The organism is Streptomyces typhae (assembly GCF_009755605.1).
In the GTDB taxonomy this organism is placed as follows: Bacteria; Actinomycetota; Actinomycetes; order Streptomycetales; family Streptomycetaceae; genus Streptomyces; species Streptomyces typhae.
In genome coordinates this window covers 201,466-225,978 of record NZ_WPNZ01000005.1, presented here as the reverse complement: position 1 = coordinate 225,978, position 24,513 = coordinate 201,466, and the positions used below count along the sequence as shown (strand labels likewise).

The window sequence follows — 24,513 nt, the reverse complement described above, 5'->3', positions numbered from 1 at the left end:
CGCGTCGGCTCAGACCTTGAGGCGGACCGCCTCCAGCTGGAGGTCCTTCTCCATCGGGGCACCGGCGTAGAAGTCCTTGCCCTCGGGGGTGCACACCTCCTGGATCCACTCCACGTCCTTCGCGTAGACCTCGAAGCACGCGGAGCCGCCGGGGATGCTGATGCTGAAGCCCTGCATCGGGTGGTTCGACTTCTTGTCCCCGATGTAGAGGTCCTTTTGTCCCCGATGTAGAGGTCCTTCTGTTCCAACGCTGCCTTCCACCGGTCGCCCGCGCGCCAGTGCTCGCGCACATAGGCCGCGGTGGCGGACACGCCGTCGGTGCCGGACACCGCGATGTTCAGGGCCCGTATCGGCCTCTCCTCGCCGACGGTCCCGGCCTCGGCCCCGTCGCACACCGGGTCCTGCCAGCCGTCGCCCTGGACGTAGGCGCGGTAGCAGACGTGGCGGCCCTCGCTGCGTTCGGCGAGCTCGCGCACGGCCGTGGCCGCGGTCTGCTTCCTGAGCTTCTTCTTCTCCTCGGAGCCGCCGTCCCCGCCGCCTCCGCCACCGCCACCGCCGTCGCCGCCGAGGGCTCCTCCTTCTCCTCGCCGCCGTCCGCGTCCCCGTCACCGGACTTGCCGGACCCCTCGTCCTCCTCGCCGTCGGGCTTCGGCGGCGGATCGACGATCGGCGGGGACGGCTTGACCGGCGCGATCGCGCCGGCCTCCACGGGCTTCTCCCGTGCCACGCTCTTCACCTGCGGCCGGTACGACAGCCAGATCACCACGAACGCGATGGTCAGCACGCACAGCAGCCCGAACGTGGTGGCCAGCCAGCCCGGCAGGATGCCGCGCTGTACGAACATGCCGTCCACGTCCATCGGTTCGGTACCGGAGCGCTTCACGGCCAGCGCGTAGGGCTGCTCCTGCTTGGAGCCGAACCAGGTGATCTGCCGGGGCCGCAGCGTGGCCTTCACGAACGCTGCCCGGCCCGGCTCGATCTGGACGTTGCCCGACCGGAGGTCGTACGACAGCTTGTCGCCGGTGTCGCTGCCGCTGAGCGAGGCGGTGACCTCGGTGTTGCCGAGGTTGTCCACCGCGAGCCGCGGCCGTCCCCGGAACCGGCCCTTCACCGTGGGCGGCACCAGTTCGGCGCGTACTTCGGTGAAGGGCGTGACGGTGAGGTTTCCCTCGGGGACGGTGACGGCGTCCGGATGTTCCGTCGGGATGATCCGTACCGCGTACGGATGGGGTCCCGCGGTCGCGTCGGGCGTGCGGGGCGGTGCGAACGTCAGCTCCACCGTGCCCGTCGTCCCCGGATAGAGCCGCAGCGTCAGCGGCTCCACCGTGGTCCAGGGCGCGAGATCACCGACGGGTTCGAAGCGGTACTCGTCGACGATGTCGCCGGTGTTGCGCACCCGCAGCCGCACCGAAGCGGTGCTGCCGGGGTCGACGGTCGCGGAGGCGGGTTCCAAAGAGGTCCAAAGGCTCACCCCGACGACGCTAGGAGAGGGCGCAAGGGGGGTCCCCGGACCGCCGGGCAGGCACGGTTGCCCGCAGGGGCGGCCGCGATGTCCTCCGGTGCGCCGCCCGGCGCCCGCACCCGGGGCAGCCCCGTGCCCTGCTCCGCCGCGGGCCGCCGCGCCCCCGCCGGGCAGGCCCGCGGCGGGCGTCCGCACGGCCGCCGACGCCCCGTGGAGCGAACCCGATCCTGGCGGAGGCATACCTGGTGGAGTGCCCTTGCGGGCACCGACGTTGCCCGGTGACCGGCACCCGGAGACGTTTCGACGCCGACACCCACCCGTCAGGGTGAGGACGTCCCGTTTCGTACCCCGAGGAGAGCAGAGCATGCCGTCCTACCTGTCGCCCGGCGTCTACGTCGAGGAGGTGGCCAGCGGTTCGCGCCCGATCGAGGGAGTGGGCACCTCCGTGGCGGCCTTCGTCGGGCTCGCGCCGACCGGGCCGCTGAACGAACCCACGCTGGTGACCAACTGGACCCAGTACGTCACCTCGTTCGGCGACTTCACCGACGGGTACTACCTCGCCCACTCCGTGTACGGGTTCTTCAACAACGGCGGTTCCGCCGCCTACGTCATCCGGGTCGGCGGCTCCGCCGATGGCGTCTCCGGTGACGGCGCGGCCCCGGCCGCGGTGACCGGCACGGCCCCGGCGGCGGCGCTGCCCGCCGCCGAGCCGAAGCTGCTCGGCGCGTTCTCCGTGACGGCCACCGCGCAGGGCAGCACGGGCCCCTTGACGGTGGAGGTCGCCGACCCCGAGGGCGAGGGCCCCGCCGAGCGCTTCAAGCTGATCGTCAAGGACGGCGACAAGGCCGTCGAGTCGTTCGACGTGAGCGCCAAGAAGGGCAACAGGTCCTACGTCGTCACGCAGGTCAAGGAGCGCTCCAAGCTCATCGCGGTGACGGAGGCCGCTTCGGCGGCGCAGCTCACCCGCCCCGAGAACCAGACCGTCACTCTCGCCGCGCCGCCCGTCGCACCGCCCGCTCCGGCGCCGGTGGAGCGGGAGGCGCCCGCCCACCCCGGCCCTGCCCAGTACCTCGGCGACTCGGCGGACCGCACCGGCTTCGGCGGCCTGGAGGCCGTCGACGAGATCTCCATGGTGGCCGTGCCCGACCTCATGGCCGCCTACCAGCGGGGCGCGATCGACCTGGAGGCCGTCAAGGCCGTGCAGCTAGGCCTGATCGCCCACTGCGAGCTGATGGGCGACCGGGTCGCCGTCATCGACCCACCCCCGAGCATGAATGCCCGTCAGATCCGTGTCTGGCGCCAGGAGACGGCAGGGTACGACTCCAAGTACGCGGCCCTCTACTACCCCTGGCTGAAGTCCTTCGACCCGGCCACGGGCCAGGCCCGCATGGTCCCGCCGAGCGGCCACGTCGCCGGCATCTGGGCCCGCAACGACTTCGAGCGCGGTGTGCACAAGGCCCCCGCCAACGAGGTCGTGCGCGGCGCCGTCGACCTGGAGATCCAGATCACCCGCGGCGAGCAGGACCTGCTCAACCCCATCGGCGTCAACTGCATCCGCGCCTTCCCCGGCCGGGGCATCCGCGTCTGGGGAGCACGCACCATGTCCTCCGACCCGGAGTGGCGCTACCTCAACATCCGCAGGTACTTCAACTACCTGGAGGAGTCGATACTCATCGGCACCCAGTGGGTGGTGTTCGAACCGAACGACCACGCGCTGTGGGCCCGCATCCGCCGCAACATCTCGGCGTTCCTGGTCAACGAGTGGCGCAGCGGCGCCCTCTTCGGCCAGCGTCCCCAGGAGGCCTTCTACGTCAAGTGCGACGAGGAGACCAACCCGCCGGAGTCCGTCGACCTCGGCCGGGTCATCTGCGAGATCGGTGTCGCCCCGGTGAAGCCGGCCGAGTTCGTGATCTTCCGGCTCTCGCAGTTCTCCAGCGGCAGCGGGGAGCTGGAGGAGTAGCCGGACCCCGGCCCCGCAGCGCCCGGCCCCCACAGCGCCAGGCCTCCGCGGCGCCCGGCCTCCGCAGCACCCGGCCTCCGCGGCGATCCCGTACGCCGTCGCGTCACCTCACGTCAAGAAGCCTAGAAAGACAGCGAACCCATGAGTCTCATGCAGGGCGACTCCCTCACCTCACACAACTTCGGTCTGCAGATCGACGGTGTGATGGTCGAGTACCTCGCCGAGGTCAGCGGCCTCACCATCGAGCAGGACGTCATCGTCAGCCCGCAGAACACCGCCCAGGGCAAGATCGACATCAATCTGCTGCCGGGCGTGCAGAAGAACGGGCAGTGCACCGTGGTGCGCGGCATGACCCAGTCGGCCGCGTTCACGACGTGGATCAACGACTCGATCAACGGCCGGATGAGCACGGCCCGCAAGAACGCCTCCATCATCATGATGGATTACGAGGACAACCCGGTGAAGCGCTACAACCTGCGCAACGCCTGGTGCAGCAAGATCGACGCCAGCACCCTCAAGGCCGGCGAGGCCGCCGTGCTCAGCGAGACCGTGACCATCGTCTTCGAAGAACTGGTCATCGAATAATGCGGCGCACGGCTGCCGGTGCGCCGGAGGCGGGCACCGCCGCCGCGGCGCCACCGGCCCCCCAGAACGCGGCGGCGGAAGCGGAGTCCCCCCTTACGTCTTCCGTCGCCGCTCGGGCCGGGACCGCACCCCGGGCTCTGCGTACCGAGTTCCCCTTCCAACTGCCCCGCGGCTACGTCGACGAGGCGGGCACCGTGCACCGGGACGGCGTGATGCGCCTGTCCACGGCACGGGACGAACTGGTCCCGCTGCGCGACGTGCGGGTCCAGGAGAACCCCGCGTACCTGTCCGTGGTGCTGCTCGGCCGCGTCATCACGCGGCTCGGCACACTGCCGAGCGTGCACGACGGGACGGTGGAGAACATGTTCGCCTCCGACCTCGCCTTCCTCCAGGACTTCTACCGGCAGATCAACGCCGAGGGACACACCCGCGCCGCGGTGGAGTGCCCGCACTGCTCCGAGCCGTTCGAGGTGGAGCTCGGCGGGAGCCGCCTGGGGGAATCGTGACGTACGCGACCGACCGGCTGCACGAGGAGATCGCGTACGTGGCCTACCACTTCCACTGGAACCTGGAGACGATCCTGGACCTGGAACACCACGACCGCCGCCGGTACACGAACCAGATCGCCGCCTTCGTGGCGAGCGCCGCGGCGGAGGGCTGAGGTTTGGGGTTCCTGGATCGGTTGCGGGGCAAGGGCCAGGCCGCGCGGGACGCGGGCGACTCGGCTCCGCGCCCGCGGAGCGGTGAGGTGTCCGGGGCGGCTGCCGGTGCCGGTGGTGACCGCACCGGTGCCGTCGCCACCCCGAGTGTGGTGGGCTCCGGGCAGGAGGCCGCGGCGGGCCCCGGTGCGTGGTCCGGGCTGCCGCCGATCCAGCGGTCCACCGCGGGCCGCGGGGCCGGTGTCGCGGACTCCGCGTTCGGCATGCGGCTGCCCACCTGGCAGAACCCCTCCTTCACCAACACATCGTCCCGCCTGGGCGTCCTCGACGCGGTGTCCAGCAGCCTGCTCTCGTCCTCGTCGACCGCCGCACTGAGCGACACGGCACGGCCTGCCACGGGGCTCGAAGGGGCCACGGGCGGGGCTCCGTGGACACCTGCGCCTCCCTCGCCCCCCTCGCCGTCGTCTTCGCCCTTGTTCTCCCCGTCGTCCCCGTCGCCGCTCCCGGCGCCGCTGCGCGAGGTGCGGCGGGGGGCGGCGGCGAGGGGTGCCGAGGGGGTCTCGGCCTCGCCCATGCCGGTGCAGCGTGCTGCGGTGCCTGGGGCTCGGGGGGCGGCGGCATCCCGTGACCGGGGGGCGGCCTCATCTGGTGCTCGGGGTGCAGGAGTCGGCGGTGGCCGGAGGGTGGGTGCGGCTGCGGCTGCGGCGGCAGTTGGTGGTGGTGTTCGTGAGGGCCGAAGCTCTGGGGTTCAGGGTTCTGGGGTTCCGGCTTCTGAGGTTCCGGCTTCTGAGGTTCCGGCTTCTGAGGTTCCGGCTTCTGAGGTTCCGGCTTCTGAGGTTCCGGCTTCTGGGGTTCAGGCGCGGGGAGTTCGGACTTCTGCCGTGCAGAGCGCTGGAGTTCCGCGATCCGCCGCAGTCCAGCGTTCCAGCGGGCAGAGCGCGGTCGCTCCCGCCGTGCGGCGCTCGTCTGCCGCGCCGACGCCGGGGAGCGTGGTGCCTGCCGTCACACCGACCCGTGTGCCGAGCCCGGCCACGCCACCGCCCGCCCCGGTCGGCGGGGTCCGGGTGACGCCCGCCCCCGCGGCGGCGGCTCCGCGGCCCCGGCCCCTCACCAAGGCCCCGGTGGTGCCTCCGGCGTCCGTACAGCGCCGTGTCCTGCCGTCCGCTCCGGTACGGACCGGTGCGGGCAGCGGGTCCCGTACGGGGTCGGCTCCGCCGGGAGGTGGCGGCGGGAAGCGAGGGGGAGGCCCAGCGCCTTCCCCCTCGCAGCCGTTGTTGGGGGCTTCGGATGGTTCCGCCGGGTCGAGTGCCTCAGATGAGCCGAGCGCTTCGGTCGCGCCGGGCTCCGCTGGTGTGTCGGAACCCGCAGGCTCCTCTGCCGGTATCACGCCACCGCCTGTCTCGACCGCTCCTGCGGTCGCTTCCGGTACCGGTACGACTGTGCCGAGCGGCACGAAGCCGTCCGGTGCCGGGCCAGAGGCGCAGCGTGCGGCGCGTGTCCCGATAGCCTCTGCTCCGTCCACACCGCGTGCGACGGCGCCGGACTCTCGTACAGCGAAGGAAGGCTCTCCCGCGCGGGGGAGCAACTCCCCTGCGGCACCTCCTGCGTCGGCACCGGCACCGGCCTCGCCGTCAGCACCGGCACCGGCACCGGCTTTGCAGTCGGCACCGACTTCGCCGTCAGCGTCAGCGTCAGCGTCAGCGTCAGCGTCAAATGCCCGTGCCACCACGGGTGCTCTCCGAAACCCGGCCGAGCCCTCCCCCTCGGGTGCGGCGCCCACCCCCCGTACACCGCCCCCTGCTCCCTCGCCGTCCGTCAGCGCCGGTCCCCCGGCGGTCCAGCGCAGTGTCACCCGCAAGTCGCCCCGCCCGGGGCTGGGCGCACCGGTCCCTGCCGACGCGACGCCGCCCCCGGCTCCCGTACCGCCCGCCGCCGCGCCGACTCCCGCGACGCAGCCCGCCCCGGCGGCCACCCCTGCCACGACCCCGGTGCCCGTACCCGGGAAGGAGACGGCGACTTCGGCCGTCACGCCACCCGTGCCTGCGGTGCAGCGCGCCACGGCTCCCGTCACCAGGGCCGCACCGCCGCCACGGGGCCGCAGCCCGCTGGGTGCGCCGGTCACCGGCCCGCCCCCGGAGGCCGTATCACTCACGGACTCCCTGAATCAGAGGGCCGGTGCGCCGAGCCGCGCCGGTCACGCCTCTGCGCCGCCGGTGCAGCGTGCGGTGTCCTCCCCCGCGCCGCCCACCTCACGTACGGTCGCGCCCACGCCCGAAAGCCCGGAGCGGAGGCCCGGCGCCTTGCGCCCGGACGTTCCGCCAGCACCGGCGACACCACCGGCTCCCCCGGTACAGCGGGTCCTCCGAGCCGACCCGTCCGCCCCGGTCACACCGCCCTCGCGCCCCGCACCACGCACCGCCACATCGCACCAGGCACCCGAGGCGACCGCGCGTACCGCTCCCGGCACGCCACCGGTCCAGGGCCCGCCGACGCGGACCGTGGCGTCGGCGCCACCGGTGCCGCCGGTACAGCGTGCCGCCACGCCCACCTCACCGTCCGCGCCCGCCCCACAGCGAAGTGCCGGGGCACCCACCAGTACCGCCACCCCCCAGCAGACCTCGCCCACCCCTCGTACAGCCACGCCCAGGCCCACGAACACGCCCACAAGCACGCGCTCGCACGCCTCTGCACAAGCCCACCGAGCCACCTGGCCCGCCACCCCCGCCGCAGCACCGCCACCCCCGGTCCAACGCGCCACCGCCGCAACGGCTTTCAGCCCCGCAACAGCTCCCCCAGCAACAGCTCCCCCGGCAGCGGCGACGCCCGCGGCGGCAGCAACCGCCGCCGCGTCAGCGCCCGCCCCACCCGACTTCCCCACGACACTGAACCCACCCGGAATGCCGAACTCCCCCACCATCTCCAGCACCGCCGCCACCCACCCGGCGCACGCCGCAGCACCCGCCCCAGCACCGGCCACCGTGCAACGCAGCACCACCCCCGCCAAACCCGTGCGCCTCCGCCCCCTCACCTCCCTCACACCGCCCTTCAGCACCCCCAGCACCATCCCCAGCAGCACCAGCCGCTCCAGGACGCAGTCGCCCCTCCCCGTCGCCCGCATCATCGCCCCCGTGGGAGCACCCGCAGCCGTCGGCACAGTGGGCACCCCGAGCAACGACCTGCCCGTCCAGCGCGGTGTGCGCTCCGCGACCCGCTCGGTGACCGGAACGCTCGCCGCCGCCGCGGCGAACGCCGTCGGGCAGACCATGGAGCGGTTCCGGACGGGCAGCCAGGGGCGGCAGAGCCAGCAGGCCCCGCAGGGGCGGCAGGAGCAGGAGGAGTTCGTCGACGACCCGCTGCCGTTTCCGCCCGACAGGAATCCGGAGACCGTACCGGGCGGCGCAGCCGAGGCTCCGCCGCCCGCGTACAGCCGGGTGCCGAAAGGCACGTTCGACCCGAAGGACCTCACCGACTTCCAGATCGACGAGCTGGTGCACCGGATGATCGGCCGGATCACCCGGCTCGTCCGCACCGAGCTCCGCATGGACCGCGAACGGATCGGCAGGCTCCGCGACGACCGCCGCTGACCTGCCCGCCCCCGCCGGCGTCGGCGCCGACCGGCGGCCGTTCCCCGTCCCGCGTCACCGCAGTATCGACAGAAAGGCCCCCGCACGATGTCCCGCAAGGACCCGGGCTCCACGATCTGGTTCAGGCTCTCCATCGACGGCGAGAGCCTCGGTTACTTCAACGGCTGCGAGGGCCTCTCGTCGCAGGTGGAGGTGGAGCACCGGCAGGAGGGCGGCAACAACGGCTTCGTGTGGCAACTGCCGTCCCGCGTCACGTTCTCCACGATCCGGCTGACCCGCCCGCTCACCCCGGACACCACGAAGGTCGCCAAGTGGATCTCCTCCGTGCAGACCGGGATCAAGCGGCCCACCGCCGAGATCGCGGCGCTGCGCGCGGACGGCTCACAGGTGGCCCGCTGGGGGCTCATCGACGTGCTTCCGGTGAGCTGGCAGGGGCCCCGGCTCGACCCCGGCAGCCCGGCCGTCGCCACGGAAGTCCTGGAGATCGCCCACCACGGGTTCACGGACTGACCGCCGGACGAGCCGCAGCAGCCGGAGAGAGGAGCGGGAGACCCCTTATGGCTAAGAGCAAGGGCGCAGGCAAGAGCCTCGTACGAGCCAGCCTCGCCATCCACGAACCCCCCATCGGTATCAGCACCACGCCCGGTGGCCTGATGAAGACGTTCGACTTCGACTTCAACCCGTCGACGCTCACGATCGCCCGCCGCGCGTCCTGGACGGTGACCCCGACCGCGAGCAACCGGGACGGCGCACAGCCGGAGTTCATGGGTGCGGAGGCGCGCGAGATGGGCGTGGAGATCTTCCTCGACTCCTCCGACCAGCCGACGAGCAACACGGTCATGAAGAAGGTGAAGGCGCTGCTCGACTGCTGTGCGGTGACGGCCAGGAGCAGGGACGCCGACCAGCCGTCGCCGCCGTGGGTGATCTTCCAGTGGGGGTCGTTCGGCACGGCCCGGTTCACCGCCTACGTCGCCTCCGTCGAAGCCTCGTACACCCTCTTCGGCACCTCGGGCGTGCCCATCCGGGCCACCTGCCAGCTGCGGCTGCACGAGATCCCGGGCGAGCCCGACGGACAGAACCCGACGTCCGGCGCGCTGACCGCGCAGCGCGTGCACCGGGTCGTCGCCGGTGACTCGTTGCAGTCCCTCGCCTGGCGCGAGTACGGCGACGCCACGGTGTGGCGGACCATCGCCGAGGCCAACGGGATCGACGACCCGTCGACCCTCGCCTCCGGCACCGAACTCGTGCTGCCCGCAGCACAGGAGGTGGGCCGCTGATGGCCGGCACAGCGTTCTCCAGCATCATGAAGGTGCAGCTCGGGGGCTCCGAGCTGCCCGAGAAGTACGCCCGGATGCTCGTCGACGGCTGGGTCGACCAGGGCGCCGGGGTACCGGCCGCGTTCCGGCTCACCTTCCGCGACCCGTACCGTCTGCTCCTCAAGGAGCTGAACGTCAAGTTCGGCACCCCGGTGGTGCTGACGCCGGTGGCCGACGGGCAGGGTGCCGGTAATCCGCTCCTCACCGGTGAGGTCACCGCCCTGGAGGCCGACTACGACGGCACCGGGTCGTTCACTGTCATCCGCGGCTACGACCTCGGGCACCGCTTCCTGCGCCGGCGCCGCGTGGCCGCGTACACGAACGAGACCGCGTCCTCCATCGTCAGGAAACTGGCCGGGCTCGCGGGCGTGCCCGTCGGCACCATCGAGTCCTCCCGCGCGAGCTACGAGTTCATCAGCCAGGCCAACGTCACGGACTGGGACTTCATCGCCCGTCTCGCGGACGAGAACAAGATGGTGATGTCCCTCGACGCCAAGGGCAAGTTCAACTTCGTCTCGCCGAAGCCGTCGTCGGGCGCGCCCTCGCCGAAGAGCGAGAAGAACCCGCTGGTCCTGAAGTCGGGCAAGGACATCCTGCGCCTGCGCACGTCCGTGACCGCCGCCGACCAGGTGGCGGAGGTCGAGGTGCGCGGCTACGACGTCGCCACCGCACGCGAGATCGTGGAGACCTCGACCCGTGCCAACAACCCCGTCTTCTCCATCGGCACCTCCCCGAAGAAGGCCGCGGGCGCCTTCAAGAAGACCAAGCTCGTGCAGACCTCCCAGCCCTACGACAAGCGGCCCGAGGTCAAGCACGCCGCCGACGCCCTGTTCGACGACGTGTCCTCCTCGTTCTCCGAACTGGAGGTCGTCGTCCACGGCAACCCCAAGCTGCGGCCGGGCGTGCCCGTGGCGCTCGCCGAGGTCGGCTGGCCCTTCCAGGGCAAGTACACGACGACGTCGGTGCGGCACGTGTTCGGCAACGGGCAGCGCTACGAGTCCTGGGTCACCGTCAGCGGCCGCCAGTGGCGGTCCCTGTACGGGCTCACCTCGGGCGGCGCGGAGACCGAGCCGCGGCTGCCTGGCGTCGCCAACGCCGTCGTCACGGACGTCGACGTGAAGGACGAGCAGGCCCGTGTGAAGCTGAAGTTCCCATGGCTGGACGACACCTACGTCAGCGACTGGACGCGGTGTGTGCAGCTCGGCGGGAAACGCGGCGGCGGGATCTTCCCGCTGGACGTCGGCGACGAGGTCCTCGTCGGCTTCGACCGGGGGGCGCTCGACCACCCCTTCGTGATCGGCGGGCTCTACAACGGCAAGGACAAGCCGACCAGGAACAAGTCCCCGCTGTACTCGGGGGCGCGGAACCAGGCCAGCCGTCACACCATCTCCGACCGCACCGGCAACCGTATCGACCTGCTCAGTCAGCGGGTGGGCCGCGACCGGGGCGTACGGGTCACCACCGGTGACGGCAAGCTGACCGTCAACCTGGACCGCGCCAAGACCGAGATCACCGTGGACAGCAAGGGCTCGGTGACCATCAAGGGCAGCCGCTCGGTGTCCGTCCAGGCGGGCACCGACCTCACGCTGAGCGCCAAGCGCAACGTCTCCATCAAGAGCGGCGGACTGCTCAACATCCGTGCCGCGAGCGCCGTCAACGTCAACGCGGGCGGCGGCGGCTTCAGCGTCAACACCTCGTTCATCAACGTGCGGGCGGCAGGCCTGGCGACCGTCAGCGCCGCCGGGCCCCTGATGCTCACCTCGGCCGCCAGCGTGGGGCTGACCTCGTCCAACATCAACCTGACCGGCGCGGTCCTGGTCAACCGCAAACCACTGCCCTTCTGATGCCGCCCTTCTGATGCCGCCCTTCCGGCGCTGCCCTTCCGACTCCCATCTCCCCTTCCCATGAGGACCGGTGATCTCTGATGGCCGAACAGTTCGTCGGCTCCGGCTGGGCGTTCCCGCTGCGCATCGGCCCCACCGGGGGCATCGCCCTGGTCAGCGGGGAGCGCGAGGTCGAGGAGGCCATCCGGCTCGTCCTCGCGACCGCGCCCGGTGAGCGGCCGATGCGCCCGGAGTTCGGCTGCGCCATCCACGACCTGGTGTTCGCGCCCGTCAACGAGCAGACCGCGGGCCGCATCCAGCACGAGGTGTATCTGAGCCTGGACCGCTGGGAGCCGCGCATCGAGGTCCAGGACGTCGAAGTCACCGCGGGCGAGGACCAGTCCGTGCTGTACATCGACGTGCGCTACGCGATCCGCGGCACCAACAACCCGCGCAGCCTCGTCTTCCCGTTCTACGTCATTCCCTCCCACGACGAGCCCGGGGCCCCGTCCTCGTCCGGCGGCCCCGGCTCACCCGAAAGCGACCGCTGATGCCCCTGCAGAGCCCCAACCTCGACGACCGCCGCTTCCAGGAGTTCGTCGACGACGCCAAGCGCTACATCCAGCAACGGGCCCCGGAGTGGACCGACCACAACGTCTCCGACCCCGGCGTCACCCTCGTCGAGACGGTCGCCCACATCGCCGACCAGATCGTCTACCGGCTCAACCGGGTCCCGGACAAGAACCACCTGGCCTTCCTCGACCTCGTCGGCATCACGCTGTTCCCGCCGGCCGCCGCCCGCACCGACGTCACGTTCTGGCTGTCCGCGCCCCGCGACGAGACCGTGGCGGTACCGGCGGGCACCGAGGTGACCACGTTGCGCACGGAGCAGGAGGACGCGGTCGTCTTCGCCACCGAACGGGACCTGGGCATCGTGTCCAGCGCGCTGCGGCACCTCCTCGTACAGAACCGGGGTGAGCCCGTCACCGACCGGACCACCGAGATCGCCGAGGACCGCGACGTCCTGTGCTTCACCGAGTCGCCGCACCCCGGCGACTGCCTGATGTTCGGCCTGACCGCGGCCGTCCCGCACTGCGCCGTCGCCGTCGAACTGGACAGCCGTGTCGACGGCGTCGGCGTCGACCCGCGGCAGCCGCCGCTCGTGTGGGAGGCCTGGACCGCGGACGGCTGGGCGCCCTGCGAGGTGCACCGCGACGGGACCGGCGGCCTCAACCGGCCCGGCGAGGTCGTCCTGCACGTCCCCGGCGGCCACATCCTGTCCCGCAACGGCGGCCACGAGGCGGGCTGGCTGCGCTGCCGCGTCACCGAGCCGCTGCCCGGGCAGCCCTTCTACACCACCTCACCGACCGTGCGGTCCGCCGACGTCTGCACGATCGGCGGCACCACCCGGGTCGTGCACGCCGAGACGGTGCACGACGAGGCGCTCGGCGAGGCCACCGGACTGCCCGGTCAGCGGCTGCGGCTCGCCCAGGCGCCCGTCGTCGGCGACGACCCGCCGGTGCTCCTCCAGACCGCCGAGCACAACGGCTGGGAGGACTGGCAGGTGGTCCCGCACTTCGCGGAGTCCCGCCCCGACGACCGGCACATCACCCTCGACGCGGCCACCGGCGACATCGCCTTCGGCCCCGCGGTCCGCGAACCCGACGGCTCCCTGCGCCAGTACGGCCTGGTCGCACCCAAGGGCGCGGTCGTCCGCGCCCGCCGCTACCGCACCGGCGGCGGCCGCGCGGGCAACGTGGCGCGCGGCGCGATCCGTGTCCTCCGCACCTCCATCCCGTACATCACCGAGGTCGTCAACCTCGAAGCGGCCCGCGGCGGCGTCGAAGGGGAGACGGTCGAGGAGGCCAAGGTCCGGGCGCCGATCTCGCTCCGCGCCCAGGAGCGCGCGGTCACCCTGCGCGACTACGAGGAACTCGCCCGGCGTGCCGCCCCGGAGACCGCCCGCATCACCTGCCTGGAGGGCGAGCCGGACGAGCACGGTGCCTACGCCGTACGCGTCCTGGTCGTCCCCCAGGCCGTACCGGACCCCGGCGGCCGGCTGCGCTTCGAGCAACTCGTGCCCGGCGACGCGCTCCTGGACCGCATCACCCGCCATCTCGACGAACGCCGCCTCATCGGCACCAGACTCGCCGTGGGCCCGCCCTACTACCAGGGCGTCACCGTGGTGGCCACGGTGCACGCGTTCCGCGGCGTCGGGACCGACCGCGTACGGCGTGCCGCCCATGACGCCCTCTACCGCCACCTCGACCCTCTGACCGGCGGCGCGGACGGCCGAGGCTGGCCCTTCGGCCGCCCCGTCCAGGCGGGCGAGGTGTTCGCCGTCCTCCAGCGGGTGCCGGGGGTCGAACTCGTCGACGAGGTCGTCCTGCACCCCGCCGACCCCCTGACCGGCAAGCGCGGCGACCGCACCGACCGCATCGACCTGGAACCGCCCGCCCTGGTGTTCTCCTTCGACCACCGCGTACGGGTGATCGGAGACGCCCCGTGACGACCCCGCCCCGCCCGACGCCCCCGGGAGACCCGCGATGAGGGGGTCCGTCGACGGCCTCGGTTCCTCCGCGCCCATCGGCACGATGCTCCCGGCCGTCTTCGCCGACGACGACCTCGCCCAGCGCTTCGTCGCGGGCCTCGACGAGGTCCTCGCGCCGATCCTGAACGTCCTCGACTGCCTGGACCGCTACTTCGACCCCGCCCTCACCCCGCTCGACTTCGCCCAGTGGCTCGGCACCTGGGTCGGGGCGGAGACCGACGGCACCGAACCCGAGCGGCGGCTGCGGGCCGCCGTGGCCGCCGCGGCCGGACTGCACCGCGTACGGGGTACCCGGCGCGGCCTGTCGGAAGCGGTGCGCCTCGCGTTCGGCACCGAACCGGAGATCACGGAGAGCGGTGGCGCCGCGTGGAGCGCGCGCCCCCGCGGCCCCGTCCCCGGCACACCCCACCCCCACCTCCACGTAGCTCTTCGGCTGCCCGAGCCCACCCCGGCGGACACCCAGCGCCTGGACGCGCTCGTGGCCGCCGCACGTCCCGCGCACATGCCCTACACCGTCTCCGTGACGGCTGCCGAAAGGAACCTCGACAGATGACCACGCAGAACTGCGCCGAGTGCGACACCCGCGTGGAACCCGGGCAGTCGTTCTGCGATGCCTGCGGTGCCGTCCTCGGCTGGGACCGGGCCGGGGCGCGCGGCGGCTCGGCGGCTTCGTCGGGCTCGGCGGCATCGTTGGGCTCCGCGGCTTCGTCGGGCTCGGCGGCATCGTCGGGCTCCGCGGCTTCCGGGGCGGGCGCTTCGGGTTCCTCGGGTTCCCCCGTTCCCTCGGTTTCCTCGGTTTCCTCGGTTTCCTCGCCTTCTTCGGGTGCCTCGGCGTCCTCGGCGTCCGGTGCGGGTGCCTCGGCGTCCTCGGCGTCCTCGGCGTCCGGTGCGGGTGCCTCGGCGTCCGGTGCCGGATACGGTGCCGGGGGTGTCGCGCACGCACACGCCGCGGGTCCGGCGCCCGTCCCCGCCACGGGACCCGTGCCCGCGTCCGCCGCCGGACCGGGCACCGCTCCCTCCGGCCTGCCGCAGCGCCACCCTTCGGGCGCGGTCCCGGACGGCACCGGCGAACGCGGCTCCGGCCACGGCGACTTCACGGGCAACGGCGACTTCACGGGTCACGGCGCGACCGGCGCAGCGGGCGGCCCCACGACGGCGGGCGGCCCCACGACAGGGGGCGGTCCCATGCCGGGGGGCGGCTCCCCGGACCTGGCGGACGCCACACCCACCGTCCCGACGCCCACCGCGCCCACCGCGCCCACCGCGCCCGCAGCGCCCGCAGCCCCGTACGGTGCGGCGCCAGTCTCCGACCGCGCCCGTTCCCTCGTCGTCCCCGTGGCCGACCCCTCGGCCGCCCCGCCGACGCCCGCACCGGCCGTGGCCCCGGTCCTGCCCGGCCGGCCCGACACCGCCCGGCCCCACGTCCGCACCCCAGGACCCCAGCTGGGAGCCCACGGCGCGCCCTGCCCCTGGTGCACCACCCCGAACCACCCCGACCGCCACTACTGCAGCCGCTGCGCGATGCCGCTCGCCGAGCGGGGCGACAACGCCCCGCCCCCGCACCGGCCCTGGTGGCGCCGCCTCATGGGACCCGGGCAGCAGGAGACCCCGTGGGCGGGCGACCGTCCCAGGCTGCGCCGGGTCTTCGACAACATCGGCACCTGGATCACCATCGCCGTCGTGGTGACGCTGTCCATCCTCGGCCTGGTGTACATCCCCGACGGCTACCAGGCCACGCGGGACCACTTCGCGAAGCGTGCCCCGGTCGAGCCGGACCGTATCCGCGCGTCGCGCTCGTACGACGACCACGGGCCGAAGCTGGCCTTCGACAAGCTGAACAACACCTGGTGGGGTCCCGGCGTCGCGCAGTCGGGCCAGGGCGAGTGGATCGAGGTGCAGTTCGCCCGTCCCGTCCGGCTGCTCGACGTCATCATCACACCGGGCGTGTCGACCCGCGCCGACCAGCTCGGCAAGTCCGCGCTGCCCCACCGCATCAAGGCGACGGTCACCAAGAAGGACGGGGCCACCGCGACGCGTGAACTTACCCTGGACCCGGGCGCGGGCGGGCAGCGACGCTCCTTCCGGGTCGGGGAGGTCACCAAGGTGCGGTTCACCATCGAGTCGGCGCACGCCGCGTCCGCGAAGAAGCAGGTGGCGATCTCCGAGATCGAGCTCTTCGGCCGGTCGGACGGGAGCAGGACCTGATCCCGGGACCGCAGGGACCGAAGCACCGGCCGAGCCGAGGCGCACCCTGCTGAGGACGTGTGCGCCGTCCCGGCCACCGCGGGCGGGCGACCCGTCGGCGGTGGCCGGTCACCCGTCCTGCCGGTCGCCGCGCGCCCTACCATGCGGCCCATGACGATCACATATGAGTGGCGCGGCGACTTCGACAACGAGGCCGTCAACGTGTTGCACGCGGAGGCGTTCGAGCACCCCCTGCTGCCCATCGACTGGCAGACACAACTGCGTCGCCACAGCCTCGGCTGGGTGTGCGCGCGAGGGGCCGACGGCAGTCTCGTCGGTTTCGTCAACGTCGCCTGGGACGGCGGCGTCCACGCCTTCGTCATCGACACGATGGTCGCCGGGGACGCGCGCAAGTCCGGCATCGGCACCGAACTCGTGGCGGCGGCGGTACGAGGAGCGCGGGAGGCGTCCTGCGAGTGGCTGCACGTCGACTTCGACGAGCACCTGCGCCCCTTCTACTTCGAGGCGTGCGGTTTCGTACCGACGGACGCGGGCTTGATCGCGCTGCGTTGAAGGCCAGGCCGGGCACGCGCGCTCCGCCGAGGCGCAGGCGGCTTGCCTCCGGTGTCCGGACCGGTTCCTCCGGGCTGCGCGGGCCACGCGGGAAGCATCCTGACGCGCGTGTGGTTGCAGGGGGTATGGAGAACGGCTCGCAGTTGCAGATCGACGCCCTCGTGTTCGACGTGCTCGGCACGCTCGTGGACGAACCCGCGGGCATCCGGGCAGGCATCAGTGCACTCACCGCCCGCGCCCCTTCGCCCGCCCCGCGTCCTTCCCCGTACGACGACTCCACCGTCGCGAAGCTGCTGTCGGTGTGGCAGCAGCACATCGACGCGGAGCAGCGCCGCATGCTCGACGGCTCCCGGCCCTACGCCACCAGCGACGTACTGGACCGGGAGGCCGCCCGGCTGGTAGCCGAGGCGGCCGGAGTCGACGATCCGGCCGCCGTGGCGGAACTCGCCCTGGCGGGGCGCAAACTGCCGCCGTGGCCCGACACCGTGGCGGGACTCGCCCGCCTCGCGGAACGGTTCTCGCTGATCGGGCTCTCCAACGCGAGCCGCACCGCGCTCCTGGAAGTCAACACGCACGCGGGCCTCCGCTGGCACCAGGCCCTGTCCGCCGAGGACGCCCGCACCTACAAGCCGGACCCGGCGGTCTACGAACTGGCGGTCACCGTCACCGGACGCCCCCCGGAGCGCTTGCTCATGGTGGCCACGCACGCCTGGGACCTGCGCGCAGCACAAGCCCTCGGGCTGCGCACCGCTTACGTCGCACGCCCCGTCGGCGACCCGCCCACCAGCACGGACCGCTTCGACCTGTACGCCGACGGCCTGGACGACCTGGCCGACCGACTCGGCGCGCCCTGAGGCGGCCCGCCCCGGTACGGCGTCAGACCGTGAGGACCAGCTTGCCCCGGAGGTGTCCGCCGTCGAGCAGCCGATGGGCGTCGGCGACACGTTCGAATGGGAACGTCTCCTGTACGTGGACCCGGAGCCTGCCCTGTTCGACGAGTGCGACGAGGCCGCGCAGGGCGACCGGATCGGGGTCGACCGCGATGCCGCTGAAACGCATGCCCGCCGTCTCGTACCTGGCGACGAGCACCGGATCGTCCTCGGCGACCGCCGTCACCAGATGGCCGCCCGCGCGGAGCACCTTGAGGGACCGCTCGGCGGTGTCGCCCCCGATCGTGTCGAGTACGACGTCGACGTCGCCGACCGCCTCGGTGAAGTCGACCGCCGTGTAGTCGATCACCTCGTCGGCACCGAAGCCCTCGACGAACGCCCGCTTGCCCGCACTCGCGGTCGCGATCACGTGCGCGCCGCGCGCCTTCGCGATCTGGATCGCGACGTGGCCGACCCCGCCACCACCGCCGTGGATCAAAACGCGGTCGCCCTCGGACACACCGGCGAGGTCGACGAGTCCCTGCCACGCCGTCAGGCCGACGATCGGCAGCGCCGCCGCCTCGACGTGCGAGAGCGACGCAGGCTTGCGCACCAGGTGCAGCGCCGGCGCCGCCACGACCTCGGCGTACGCGCCCGCGGCCCGCGGGAACAGCGGCATCCCGAACACCTCGTCGCCGGGCCTGAGCCGTCATGTCCCCCGCGCGTCCGCGACCACCCCGCTGATGTCCCAGCCGAGGACGAACGGCACCTCGCCGAGCAGCGGGAACTCTCCTGCACGCAGGCGCGCCTCCAACGGGTTCAGCCCGATCGCCCTGACGCGGACGAGCACCTCGGTCGGGAGGGGCCGGGGCTCGGGCGCGTCCACGACGGTGAGCACATCGGGGCCGCCGAGCGACTGTTGGGTGATGACTCGCATGACTCTCCTGACTCGGGAAGGCGGGGGGGGAAGATCCAGGCTAGGTCTCCGACAGGAACCCCCGGGTACCTTTGGCGCCATGAGCGGATTCGGTCCCGATGCTCCCTTTCTCGCCGACTGCCCGGCCCGCATGGCGGTCGAGTTGATCGCCGACAAGTGGACGGTCGTCGTGCTCTACGGCCTCAGCCAGGGCCCGGTACGCCATGGCGAGTTGGCCGGCCTGATCGGCGGCATCTCCCGCAAGATGCTCACCCGGACACTCCGCCGACTGGAGGCACACGGCCTCGTCCGCCGCCACGCCTACGCCGAGGTACCGCCCCGCGTCGAGTACGAACTCACCCCGCTCGGGGCGACCCTGATCGACCCGATCCACATGCTGACCGAGTGGGCGCGGCAGAACGGCGACGCGGTGCTCGACGCGCTCGACGCCGCACCCGGGTCGGCCACCGCCGGTGACTGAGGACCCGGCGGGGTTCGGGGTGTCCGCTCGGCCGCCGCTCGATACCGGCCCGGCCGCGCTCGGCCCGTAACCTTTCCCCGTGCCATCCACCCGCCGACACCGCGCAGCCGTCCTCGTGCTCGAAGGGGCGAAGCCCCTCGATGTCGGGATTCCCGCGCAGGTGTTCACGACCCGGGCGAGCATGCCGTACGAAGTGCGGGTGTGCGGGGCGGCGCCGGGTCTCGTGACCGGTGGCGACGGGCTCGCGTACCACGTCGGCCACGGTCTCGACGCTCTCGCGTGGGCCGACATCGTCTTCGTGCCCGGCTACCGGTTCCCGGACCGCGACGACCCGCCGGGGGCCGTCGTCGACGCGCTGGTCGCCGCCCATGAGCGGGGCGCGCGGCTCGCCGCCATCTCGACGGGAGCCTTCGCTCTCGCCGCCACGGGACTGCTCGACGGCAGGCGCGCCACGACGCACTGGCACTACACGCGGGCACTCGCGGCCAGGCATCCGCTCGTCAAGGTCGACGAGAACGTGCTGTTCGTCGACGAGGGCAGCGTGCTCACCTCGGCCGGTGCCGCCTCCGGCATCGACCTGTGCCTGCACATCCTGCGCGGCGACCTCGGCGTGGCCGCGTCCAACCACGCGGCCCGGCGTCTCGTCGCCGCCCCCTACCGCAGCGGCGGGCAGGCCCAGTACGTGCCGCGCAGCGTGCCCGAGCCGCTCGGCGAGCGGTTCGCGGCCACCCGCGAGTGGGCGCTGCACCGGCTCGGCGATCCCCTCACCCTCGACACGCTGGCGCGGCAGGCAGGCGTCTCCCCGCGCACGTTCTCGCGGCGCTTCGTCGAGGAGACCGGCTGCACGCCGATGCAGTGGGTGATGCGCGCCCGCATCGACCTCGCCCGCGAACTCCTGGAGCGCTCGCAGCGCAGCGTCGAACAGATCGCCGCCGACGTCGGCCTCGGCACCGGCGCGAACCTGCGCCTGCACTTCCAGCACATCCTCGGCACCACACCGAGCGAGTACCGGCGCACCTTCACCCGGGGCGAGTGACCCTGCGCGGGATCCCCCGAACTGTAGGGCGGGACCCTCCTGGACCGTGTGGCTGGACCCTCCTGGACCGTGTGGCGGGATCCTTTTGAACCGTGGCGATACCGCCACTGTCAGCGGTGCCGGACGCGGCAGAGCATGGTGGCGAAGGGAAGGGATCTCACTCATGACTCGCATCGCCATCAACGGATTCGGCCGCATCGGACGCAACGTGCTGCGCGCCCTGCTGGAGCGCGACACCGCTCTTGAGGTCGTCGCCGTCAACGATCTGACGGAGCCCGCCACTCTCGCCCGGCTCCTCGCCTACGACAGCACGGCCGGCCGGCTCGGGCGCCCGGTGACCGCCGACGGGGACGCCCTCGTCGTCGACGGCCGCCGGATCACGGTGCTCGCCGAGCGCGAACCGGCCCAGCTGCCGTGGGCCGAACTCGGCGTCGACATCGTCCTCGAGGCCACCGGCCGCTTCACCGCGGCGGGGGCCGCCCGCGCGCACCTCGCCGCGGGCGCGAAGAAGGTGCTGGTCAGCGCGCCGTCGGACGGTGCCGACGTCACACTCGCGTTCGGCGTCAACAACGGCGCCTACGACCCGGCCGCCCACACGATCGTCTCGAACGCCTCCTGCACCACCAACGCGCTCGCGCCGCTGGCCTCGGTCCTCGACGAACTCGCCGGTATCGAGCACGGGTTCATGACGACGGTGCACGCCTACACGCAGGAGCAGAACCTCCAGGACGGCCCGCACCGCGACCCCCGTCGCGCCCGCGCCGCCGGTGTCAACATCGTGCCCACCACGACCGGCGCCGCCAAGGCGATCGGCCTCGTGCTGCCGAACCTCGACGGCAAGCTGTCCGGCGACTCGATCCGCGTACCCGTACCGGTGGGCTCGATCGTCGAACTCAACACCACCGTCACCCGCGACGTCACGCGCGACGACGTCCTCGCGACCTACCGCGCCGCCGCCGAGGGGCCGCTCGCCGGTGTCCTCGAGTACTCGGAGGACCCGCTCGTGTCCTCCGACATCACGGGCAACCCCGCGTCGTCGATCTTCGACTCGGCCCTCACCCGCGTCGACGGCCGCCACGTCAAGGTGGTCGCGTGGTACGACAACGAGTGGGGCTTCTCGAACCGCGTGATCGACACCCTGGAGCTCCTCGCCGGCCGCTGACCGGGCAGGGGGCGCCGCGCCGGTGGGGAGACGAGACAGTGGCGGCGAGGCCGTTCACCGGCGGTGCGGCGGTCCTTGCACGGGCGGAGCCGGGGGGACGATCTCGGGCTCCGGCCCGTCCGGGTCCTCCTCGGCGCCCGGCAGGTCCGCGGTGCCCTGTGACCAGTGGTTCACCCACCCGCACAGCGCGCACGCGTAGCGGCCGTTGAGGCCGGTCACCTCCGAGCCGCACTGCGGGCACTCTGTTCGCGTGATGTCCACGCACTCAGGCTAGCGAGCCCGACAGCGGGCCGGAGGCCAGGCCCGGTCGGCCGGGGCCAGGCCCGGTGCCCCAGCGGGGCGAGGCGTCGCGCCCCGACGGGCTCTGCCGGGCGGCACTACGCCCAGAGCGCCGCCACGCTGAGCGTGAGGGCCAGGCAGGCGAGTCCGAGCAGGGTGGAGCGGAGCACCAGTGCCTGGGGGCGTGCGGGGCGATTGAGGGTGCAGCAGCACGGCGACTGCTCGATGTAGGGGGAATCGAGCCAGTACGCTCCGAGGAGCTGGGCGTGGATCTGGGCCGGAACGTCATCGCTGTCCATGTCCAGCGCAACGCCTCGTTCAGCTCTGGGGCTACGCCGATGTCAACCACGGGGTGCGAGGTCCGCGCATGCGGCGGGTTCTGCCGTGCGTCGACGTTTGCCCTGGCGTTTCCCGGGCAGAAGACGCGCTCGCCCGGTCTCGGATGTTGCGCCGTACCCGGTGGTCAGGACCTGGCGGCCTCGGACGTTGCGCCGTACCCGGTGGTCAGGACCTGGCTGTCAACTCCTGGTCATCAGGGCCTCGTCGACAGGTCCCGTCCGCCCTCCCGGTCGTCAGCTCTTGCAGAACTCCGCCTCCACAGCCGCGTCTTCCAGTGCCTGTTCCCCCCAGTCGCCGTTGCGGTTCATCGTCAGCACCTGCCGGCCGTCCGGCGTGGCCACGGTCCGGGTGGCCGAGCCGGGGACCATTCCGCCGTGGCCCCAGGCCCAACAGCCCTCCTTGAGCTTGAAGTGCCGTATGCCGAGGCCGTAGACGTCGTCGGGCCCGCCGTGGCCCTTGTCCCCGTCGACATGGACGGCATCGAGCAGCTCCCGCTGCTGGGCTTCGGGGAGCAGCCGGCCGCTCAGCAGCTCGGACATGAAGGTGTTCACGTCGCCGACGGTCGATATCAGCTCTCCGGCCGCGAAGGCCACTGTGGGGCTGAACTCGGTGACGTCGCGCACCTTTGCGTCCGGGCTTTCGTCGAAGAGGGTTGAGTAGTGCCTCGCGTGCGGTCCCGGCACCTTGGGTGACAGCTCGGGCACCGTCGTTCCGCGGAGTTTCAGGGGCTTGATGACCAGGCGTTCCACCGCCTTCTTGTACGACCTGCCGGTGACCTTCTCGATAATCATTCCGGCCAGGATGTAGTTGGTGTCGGAGTAGTCCCACTTTCCGGGTCTGCCGGGTCGACTGCCTTGCTCCGGCTGGAAGTTCGCCGGGTGGGCGAGAGCTATGGACACCAGGTCTTCCGGGGTCCATCGGTGCAGTCGGTTCTTGTCGAACTCGCCTCCGGCGTACTGGGCGCGGAAGCCCTCGTCCATGTTGTAGTCGAAGATGCCGCTCGTGTGGTTGAGCAAGTGCCGCACGGTGATGTTCCGGGGGCGGTAGTCCTCGCCGCGCACCACTCCGGGCAGCCACTTCTCCACGCTGTCGTTCAGCGACAGCTCCCCCATGGCTTCGAGTCGGAGAAGCACTGTCGCCGTGAACGGCTTGGTCACGCTTGCGACGCGGAACCTCTCGTGTGCGGTGCGCGGTTGACCGGTGGTGAGGTCACGGACGCCCGCCCGGCCGTTCCATCTTTCCCCGGAACCGGCGGTTCCGGCGGTTCCGGCGGTTCCTCGGGCGTCCTTCACCTGGGCGATGACACCGGGAGTGCCCTGCTCCACGATGGCGTTCAGCACTGCCTGCGTTCTCGCGTGCGGTCGAGGGGCCGGGCGGCTCGCATCCGCGAGAGCCGGGGCGGCACTGGCGGTCAGCGCGCCGATCACAGTGAGGACAGCGGCCACGCGGCGCGACGACTGGCGTTTTCTCATGCGTACAGCTCACCAGCCGCCGGAGCCCCCCTCAATCAGGGACGGCCCGGACATCGATCAGGGTCGTCCCCGAACCCACCCTGATCCAATCCAGTTCAGGCCCACCCCGGCCAGCCCGGCTGCCCGACCGTGCGGCTGCCCGGCTGTGCGGCCGTGCGGCTGCCCGGCTGTGCGGCCGTGCGGCTGCCCGGCTGTGCGGCCGTGCGGCTGCCCGGCTGTGCGGCTGTGCGGCTGCCCGGACGTGCGGCTACCCGCGGAGCTTCCCCTCGATCCACGCCACCCCGAAGCGGACCACGTCCCCGGCCTCGAACAGATGGCTCTCCGCGGCGCCGACCAAACCCGTCGTTCCGATACCGGAATCGACCATGTCGCGGCCGATCACCTCGAAGGGCCACTGCCCCTCCGGCACCACCGCGGAGTAGTCGAACGCCCCGTCCTGGGAGTCGATGTCGTGGAAGCGGCGCCAGACCCGCTCCCCGTCCACGGTGATCGGTTGCTCGTAGTCGACGAAGCGCTTGCCGGGAGCGTCGGCCAGCGCCTCGGCGTGGTGCAGCAGCGTCAGGGAATCGAGCGGGGCCCCGAGCAGGAGGACCCTGCCACCCCGGGCGACCAGCCTGGCCAGCGGGCTGTCGGGGCCGTGCGGATCGTCCCAGGGGTGCTCCGCCATCAGCTCGTCCGCCTGGGCACCGAGCGCCGCGAAACTCGCGTCGGGATGCCTGCTGCGGACGGCTCCCGGCCAGCGGCGCAGCGCCTCGGGGAGACGGCCGTAACTGTGGTCGGCCTCGCTCAGGACGGGATCGTACGCAGGATGGTTACGGCGGAGCGTGTCCTGCCAGGCCTCCGGCCAGTCGGTGAAGTCGTAGGGCGGGGCGTCGTTCCAGCCGCAGGTCACCATCAGGGTCCCCCGCTCCCCCACGACGTCCCGCAGGGCGCCGATGAGGGTCTGCGGGCCACCGGACACGTAGCCGATGGCGGACATCCGCGTATGGAACATCACCGCGTCGCCTGCGGTCAGACCGAGCGCCGCCAGGTCGTCGGCGAGACGGTGCCGTGTCACGGGGCCTTCGGAAAGCTTGAGGAGTGCTGACTCGTCCACGAGCGCGAACGTATCCGAAGGGCGGAGCTCGCGGCACTCCCTTTTCGCAGGCGGGAGCATATCCGCCCCTTTCGCAGGCAGGAGCACATCCCGACCCTTTCGCAGGCAGGAACACGTCCGATCGCGCACACCGGCCCGTCACTCACCGTGTGGGTCGATCACCCGG

At 72.3% G+C, this 24,513-nt stretch carries 21 protein-coding genes and 2 pseudogenes; 17 read left to right on the top strand and 6 right to left on the bottom strand.

What is annotated here, in order from left to right:
* Nucleotides 1-9: 9 nt before the first annotated feature.
* A pseudogene (locus GPA10_RS44015) lies at nt 10-1,471 on the bottom strand (hydrolase).
* A gap of 355 nt (nt 1,472-1,826) precedes the next feature.
* Here GPA10_RS44015 and GPA10_RS11380 point away from each other — a divergent pair.
* From GPA10_RS11380 to GPA10_RS11315, 14 genes are all read left to right on the top strand, one after another.
* Nucleotides 1,827-3,422 (top strand): phage tail sheath subtilisin-like domain-containing protein, encoded by a 1,596-nt coding sequence (locus GPA10_RS11380; RefSeq protein WP_157165389.1) that lies wholly within the window; start codon nt 1,827-1,829, stop codon nt 3,420-3,422.
* A 141-nt stretch (nt 3,423-3,563) separates the two neighbouring features.
* Complete coding sequence (locus GPA10_RS11375) at nt 3,564-4,007, top strand: phage tail protein (protein WP_157165388.1); 444 nt, start codon at nt 3,564-3,566, stop codon at nt 4,005-4,007.
* Complete coding sequence (locus GPA10_RS11370) at nt 4,007-4,513, top strand: hypothetical protein (protein WP_157165387.1); 507 nt, start codon at nt 4,007-4,009, stop codon at nt 4,511-4,513. Before GPA10_RS11375 ends, GPA10_RS11370 begins: the two co-directional genes overlap by 1 nt.
* Nucleotides 4,510-4,668: a DUF6760 family protein gene (locus GPA10_RS11365; protein WP_198550248.1), complete on the top strand. Its 159-nt coding sequence runs from the start codon at nt 4,510-4,512 to the stop codon at nt 4,666-4,668. Before GPA10_RS11370 ends, GPA10_RS11365 begins: the two co-directional genes overlap by 4 nt.
* 2,895 nt (nt 4,669-7,563) lie before the next feature.
* Nucleotides 7,564-8,250, top strand: a complete 687-nt coding sequence (locus GPA10_RS11360) for a hypothetical protein (RefSeq protein WP_157165386.1) — start codon at nt 7,564-7,566, stop codon at nt 8,248-8,250.
* An 87-nt stretch (nt 8,251-8,337) separates the two neighbouring features.
* Nucleotides 8,338-8,760 (top strand): phage tail protein, encoded by a 423-nt coding sequence (locus GPA10_RS11355; protein ID WP_058846896.1) that lies wholly within the window; start codon nt 8,338-8,340, stop codon nt 8,758-8,760.
* 47 nt (nt 8,761-8,807) lie between these two features.
* Nucleotides 8,808-9,527, top strand: coding sequence for a CIS tube protein (locus GPA10_RS11350; protein ID WP_157165385.1), 720 nt, complete (start codon nt 8,808-8,810; stop codon nt 9,525-9,527).
* Nucleotides 9,527-11,410: a VgrG-related protein gene (locus GPA10_RS11345; protein WP_157165384.1), complete on the top strand. Its 1,884-nt coding sequence runs from the start codon at nt 9,527-9,529 to the stop codon at nt 11,408-11,410. Before GPA10_RS11350 ends, GPA10_RS11345 begins: the two co-directional genes overlap by 1 nt.
* An 80-nt stretch (nt 11,411-11,490) precedes the next feature.
* Nucleotides 11,491-11,940 (top strand): GPW/gp25 family protein, encoded by a 450-nt coding sequence (locus GPA10_RS11340; RefSeq protein ID WP_058846899.1) that lies wholly within the window; start codon nt 11,491-11,493, stop codon nt 11,938-11,940.
* Nucleotides 11,940-13,898: a putative baseplate assembly protein gene (locus GPA10_RS11335; RefSeq protein WP_157165383.1), complete on the top strand. Its 1,959-nt coding sequence runs from the start codon at nt 11,940-11,942 to the stop codon at nt 13,896-13,898. Before GPA10_RS11340 ends, GPA10_RS11335 begins: the two co-directional genes overlap by 1 nt.
* Nucleotides 13,899-13,935: 37 nt before the next feature.
* A complete protein-coding gene (locus GPA10_RS11330) occupies nt 13,936-14,493 on the top strand; it encodes a phage tail protein (protein ID WP_157165382.1) in 558 nt (185 codons plus the stop codon).
* The gene (locus GPA10_RS11325) at nt 14,490-16,145 is read left to right on the top strand and encodes an NADase-type glycan-binding domain-containing protein (protein ID WP_157165381.1); all 1,656 of its coding nucleotides are present in this window, start codon (nt 14,490-14,492) and stop codon (nt 16,143-16,145) included. The genes GPA10_RS11330 and GPA10_RS11325 overlap by 4 nt, the downstream gene beginning before the upstream one ends.
* A 150-nt stretch (nt 16,146-16,295) precedes the next feature.
* On the top strand, nt 16,296-16,697 hold the full coding sequence (locus tag GPA10_RS11320) for a GNAT family N-acetyltransferase (protein WP_157165380.1): 402 nt from the start codon (nt 16,296-16,298) through the stop codon (nt 16,695-16,697).
* A gap of 125 nt (nt 16,698-16,822) precedes the next feature.
* Nucleotides 16,823-17,551 carry a haloacid dehalogenase type II gene (locus GPA10_RS11315; protein ID WP_157165379.1) on the top strand — a complete coding sequence of 243 codons (729 nt, stop codon included), beginning with the start codon at nt 16,823-16,825 and terminating at the stop codon, nt 17,549-17,551.
* A gap of 22 nt (nt 17,552-17,573) precedes the next feature.
* On the opposite strand, the pseudogene GPA10_RS11310 reads toward GPA10_RS11315, so the two are convergent.
* A pseudogene (locus GPA10_RS11310) lies at nt 17,574-18,503 on the bottom strand (NADP-dependent oxidoreductase).
* A 79-nt stretch (nt 18,504-18,582) separates the two neighbouring features.
* On the opposite strand from GPA10_RS11310, the gene GPA10_RS11305 reads away from it, so the two are divergent.
* From GPA10_RS11305 to gap, 3 genes are all read left to right on the top strand, one after another.
* The gene (locus GPA10_RS11305; protein ID WP_157165378.1) at nt 18,583-18,963 is read left to right on the top strand and encodes a winged helix-turn-helix transcriptional regulator; all 381 of its coding nucleotides are present in this window, start codon (nt 18,583-18,585) and stop codon (nt 18,961-18,963) included.
* A gap of 79 nt (nt 18,964-19,042) precedes the next feature.
* Nucleotides 19,043-19,999, top strand: a complete 957-nt coding sequence (locus GPA10_RS11300; protein WP_343040671.1) for a GlxA family transcriptional regulator — start codon at nt 19,043-19,045, stop codon at nt 19,997-19,999.
* A gap of 163 nt (nt 20,000-20,162) precedes the next feature.
* Entirely contained in the window at nt 20,163-21,161 is a 999-nt protein-coding gene (gene gap / locus GPA10_RS11295; protein WP_157165377.1) for a type I glyceraldehyde-3-phosphate dehydrogenase, read from the top strand.
* Nucleotides 21,162-21,215: 54 nt separating this feature from the next.
* Here gap and GPA10_RS11290 read toward each other — a convergent pair whose 3' ends face one another.
* The 4 genes from GPA10_RS11290 to aac(3) form a co-directional block, all read right to left on the bottom strand.
* Nucleotides 21,216-21,422 carry a hypothetical protein gene (locus GPA10_RS11290; RefSeq protein ID WP_058846908.1) on the bottom strand — a complete coding sequence of 69 codons (207 nt, stop codon included), beginning with the start codon at nt 21,420-21,422 and terminating at the stop codon, nt 21,216-21,218.
* Nucleotides 21,423-21,538: 116 nt separating this feature from the next.
* Nucleotides 21,539-21,739: a hypothetical protein gene (locus GPA10_RS11285; RefSeq protein ID WP_058846909.1), complete on the bottom strand. Its 201-nt coding sequence runs from the start codon at nt 21,737-21,739 to the stop codon at nt 21,539-21,541.
* A gap of 273 nt (nt 21,740-22,012) precedes the next feature.
* Nucleotides 22,013-23,119: a serine hydrolase domain-containing protein gene (locus GPA10_RS11280; RefSeq protein WP_343040670.1), complete on the bottom strand. Its 1,107-nt coding sequence runs from the start codon at nt 23,117-23,119 to the stop codon at nt 22,013-22,015.
* A 379-nt stretch (nt 23,120-23,498) separates the two neighbouring features.
* Nucleotides 23,499-24,347 (bottom strand): aminoglycoside 3-N-acetyltransferase, encoded by an 849-nt coding sequence (aac(3), locus tag GPA10_RS11275; protein ID WP_058846910.1) that lies wholly within the window; start codon nt 24,345-24,347, stop codon nt 23,499-23,501.
* Nucleotides 24,348-24,513 lie beyond the last annotated feature (166 nt).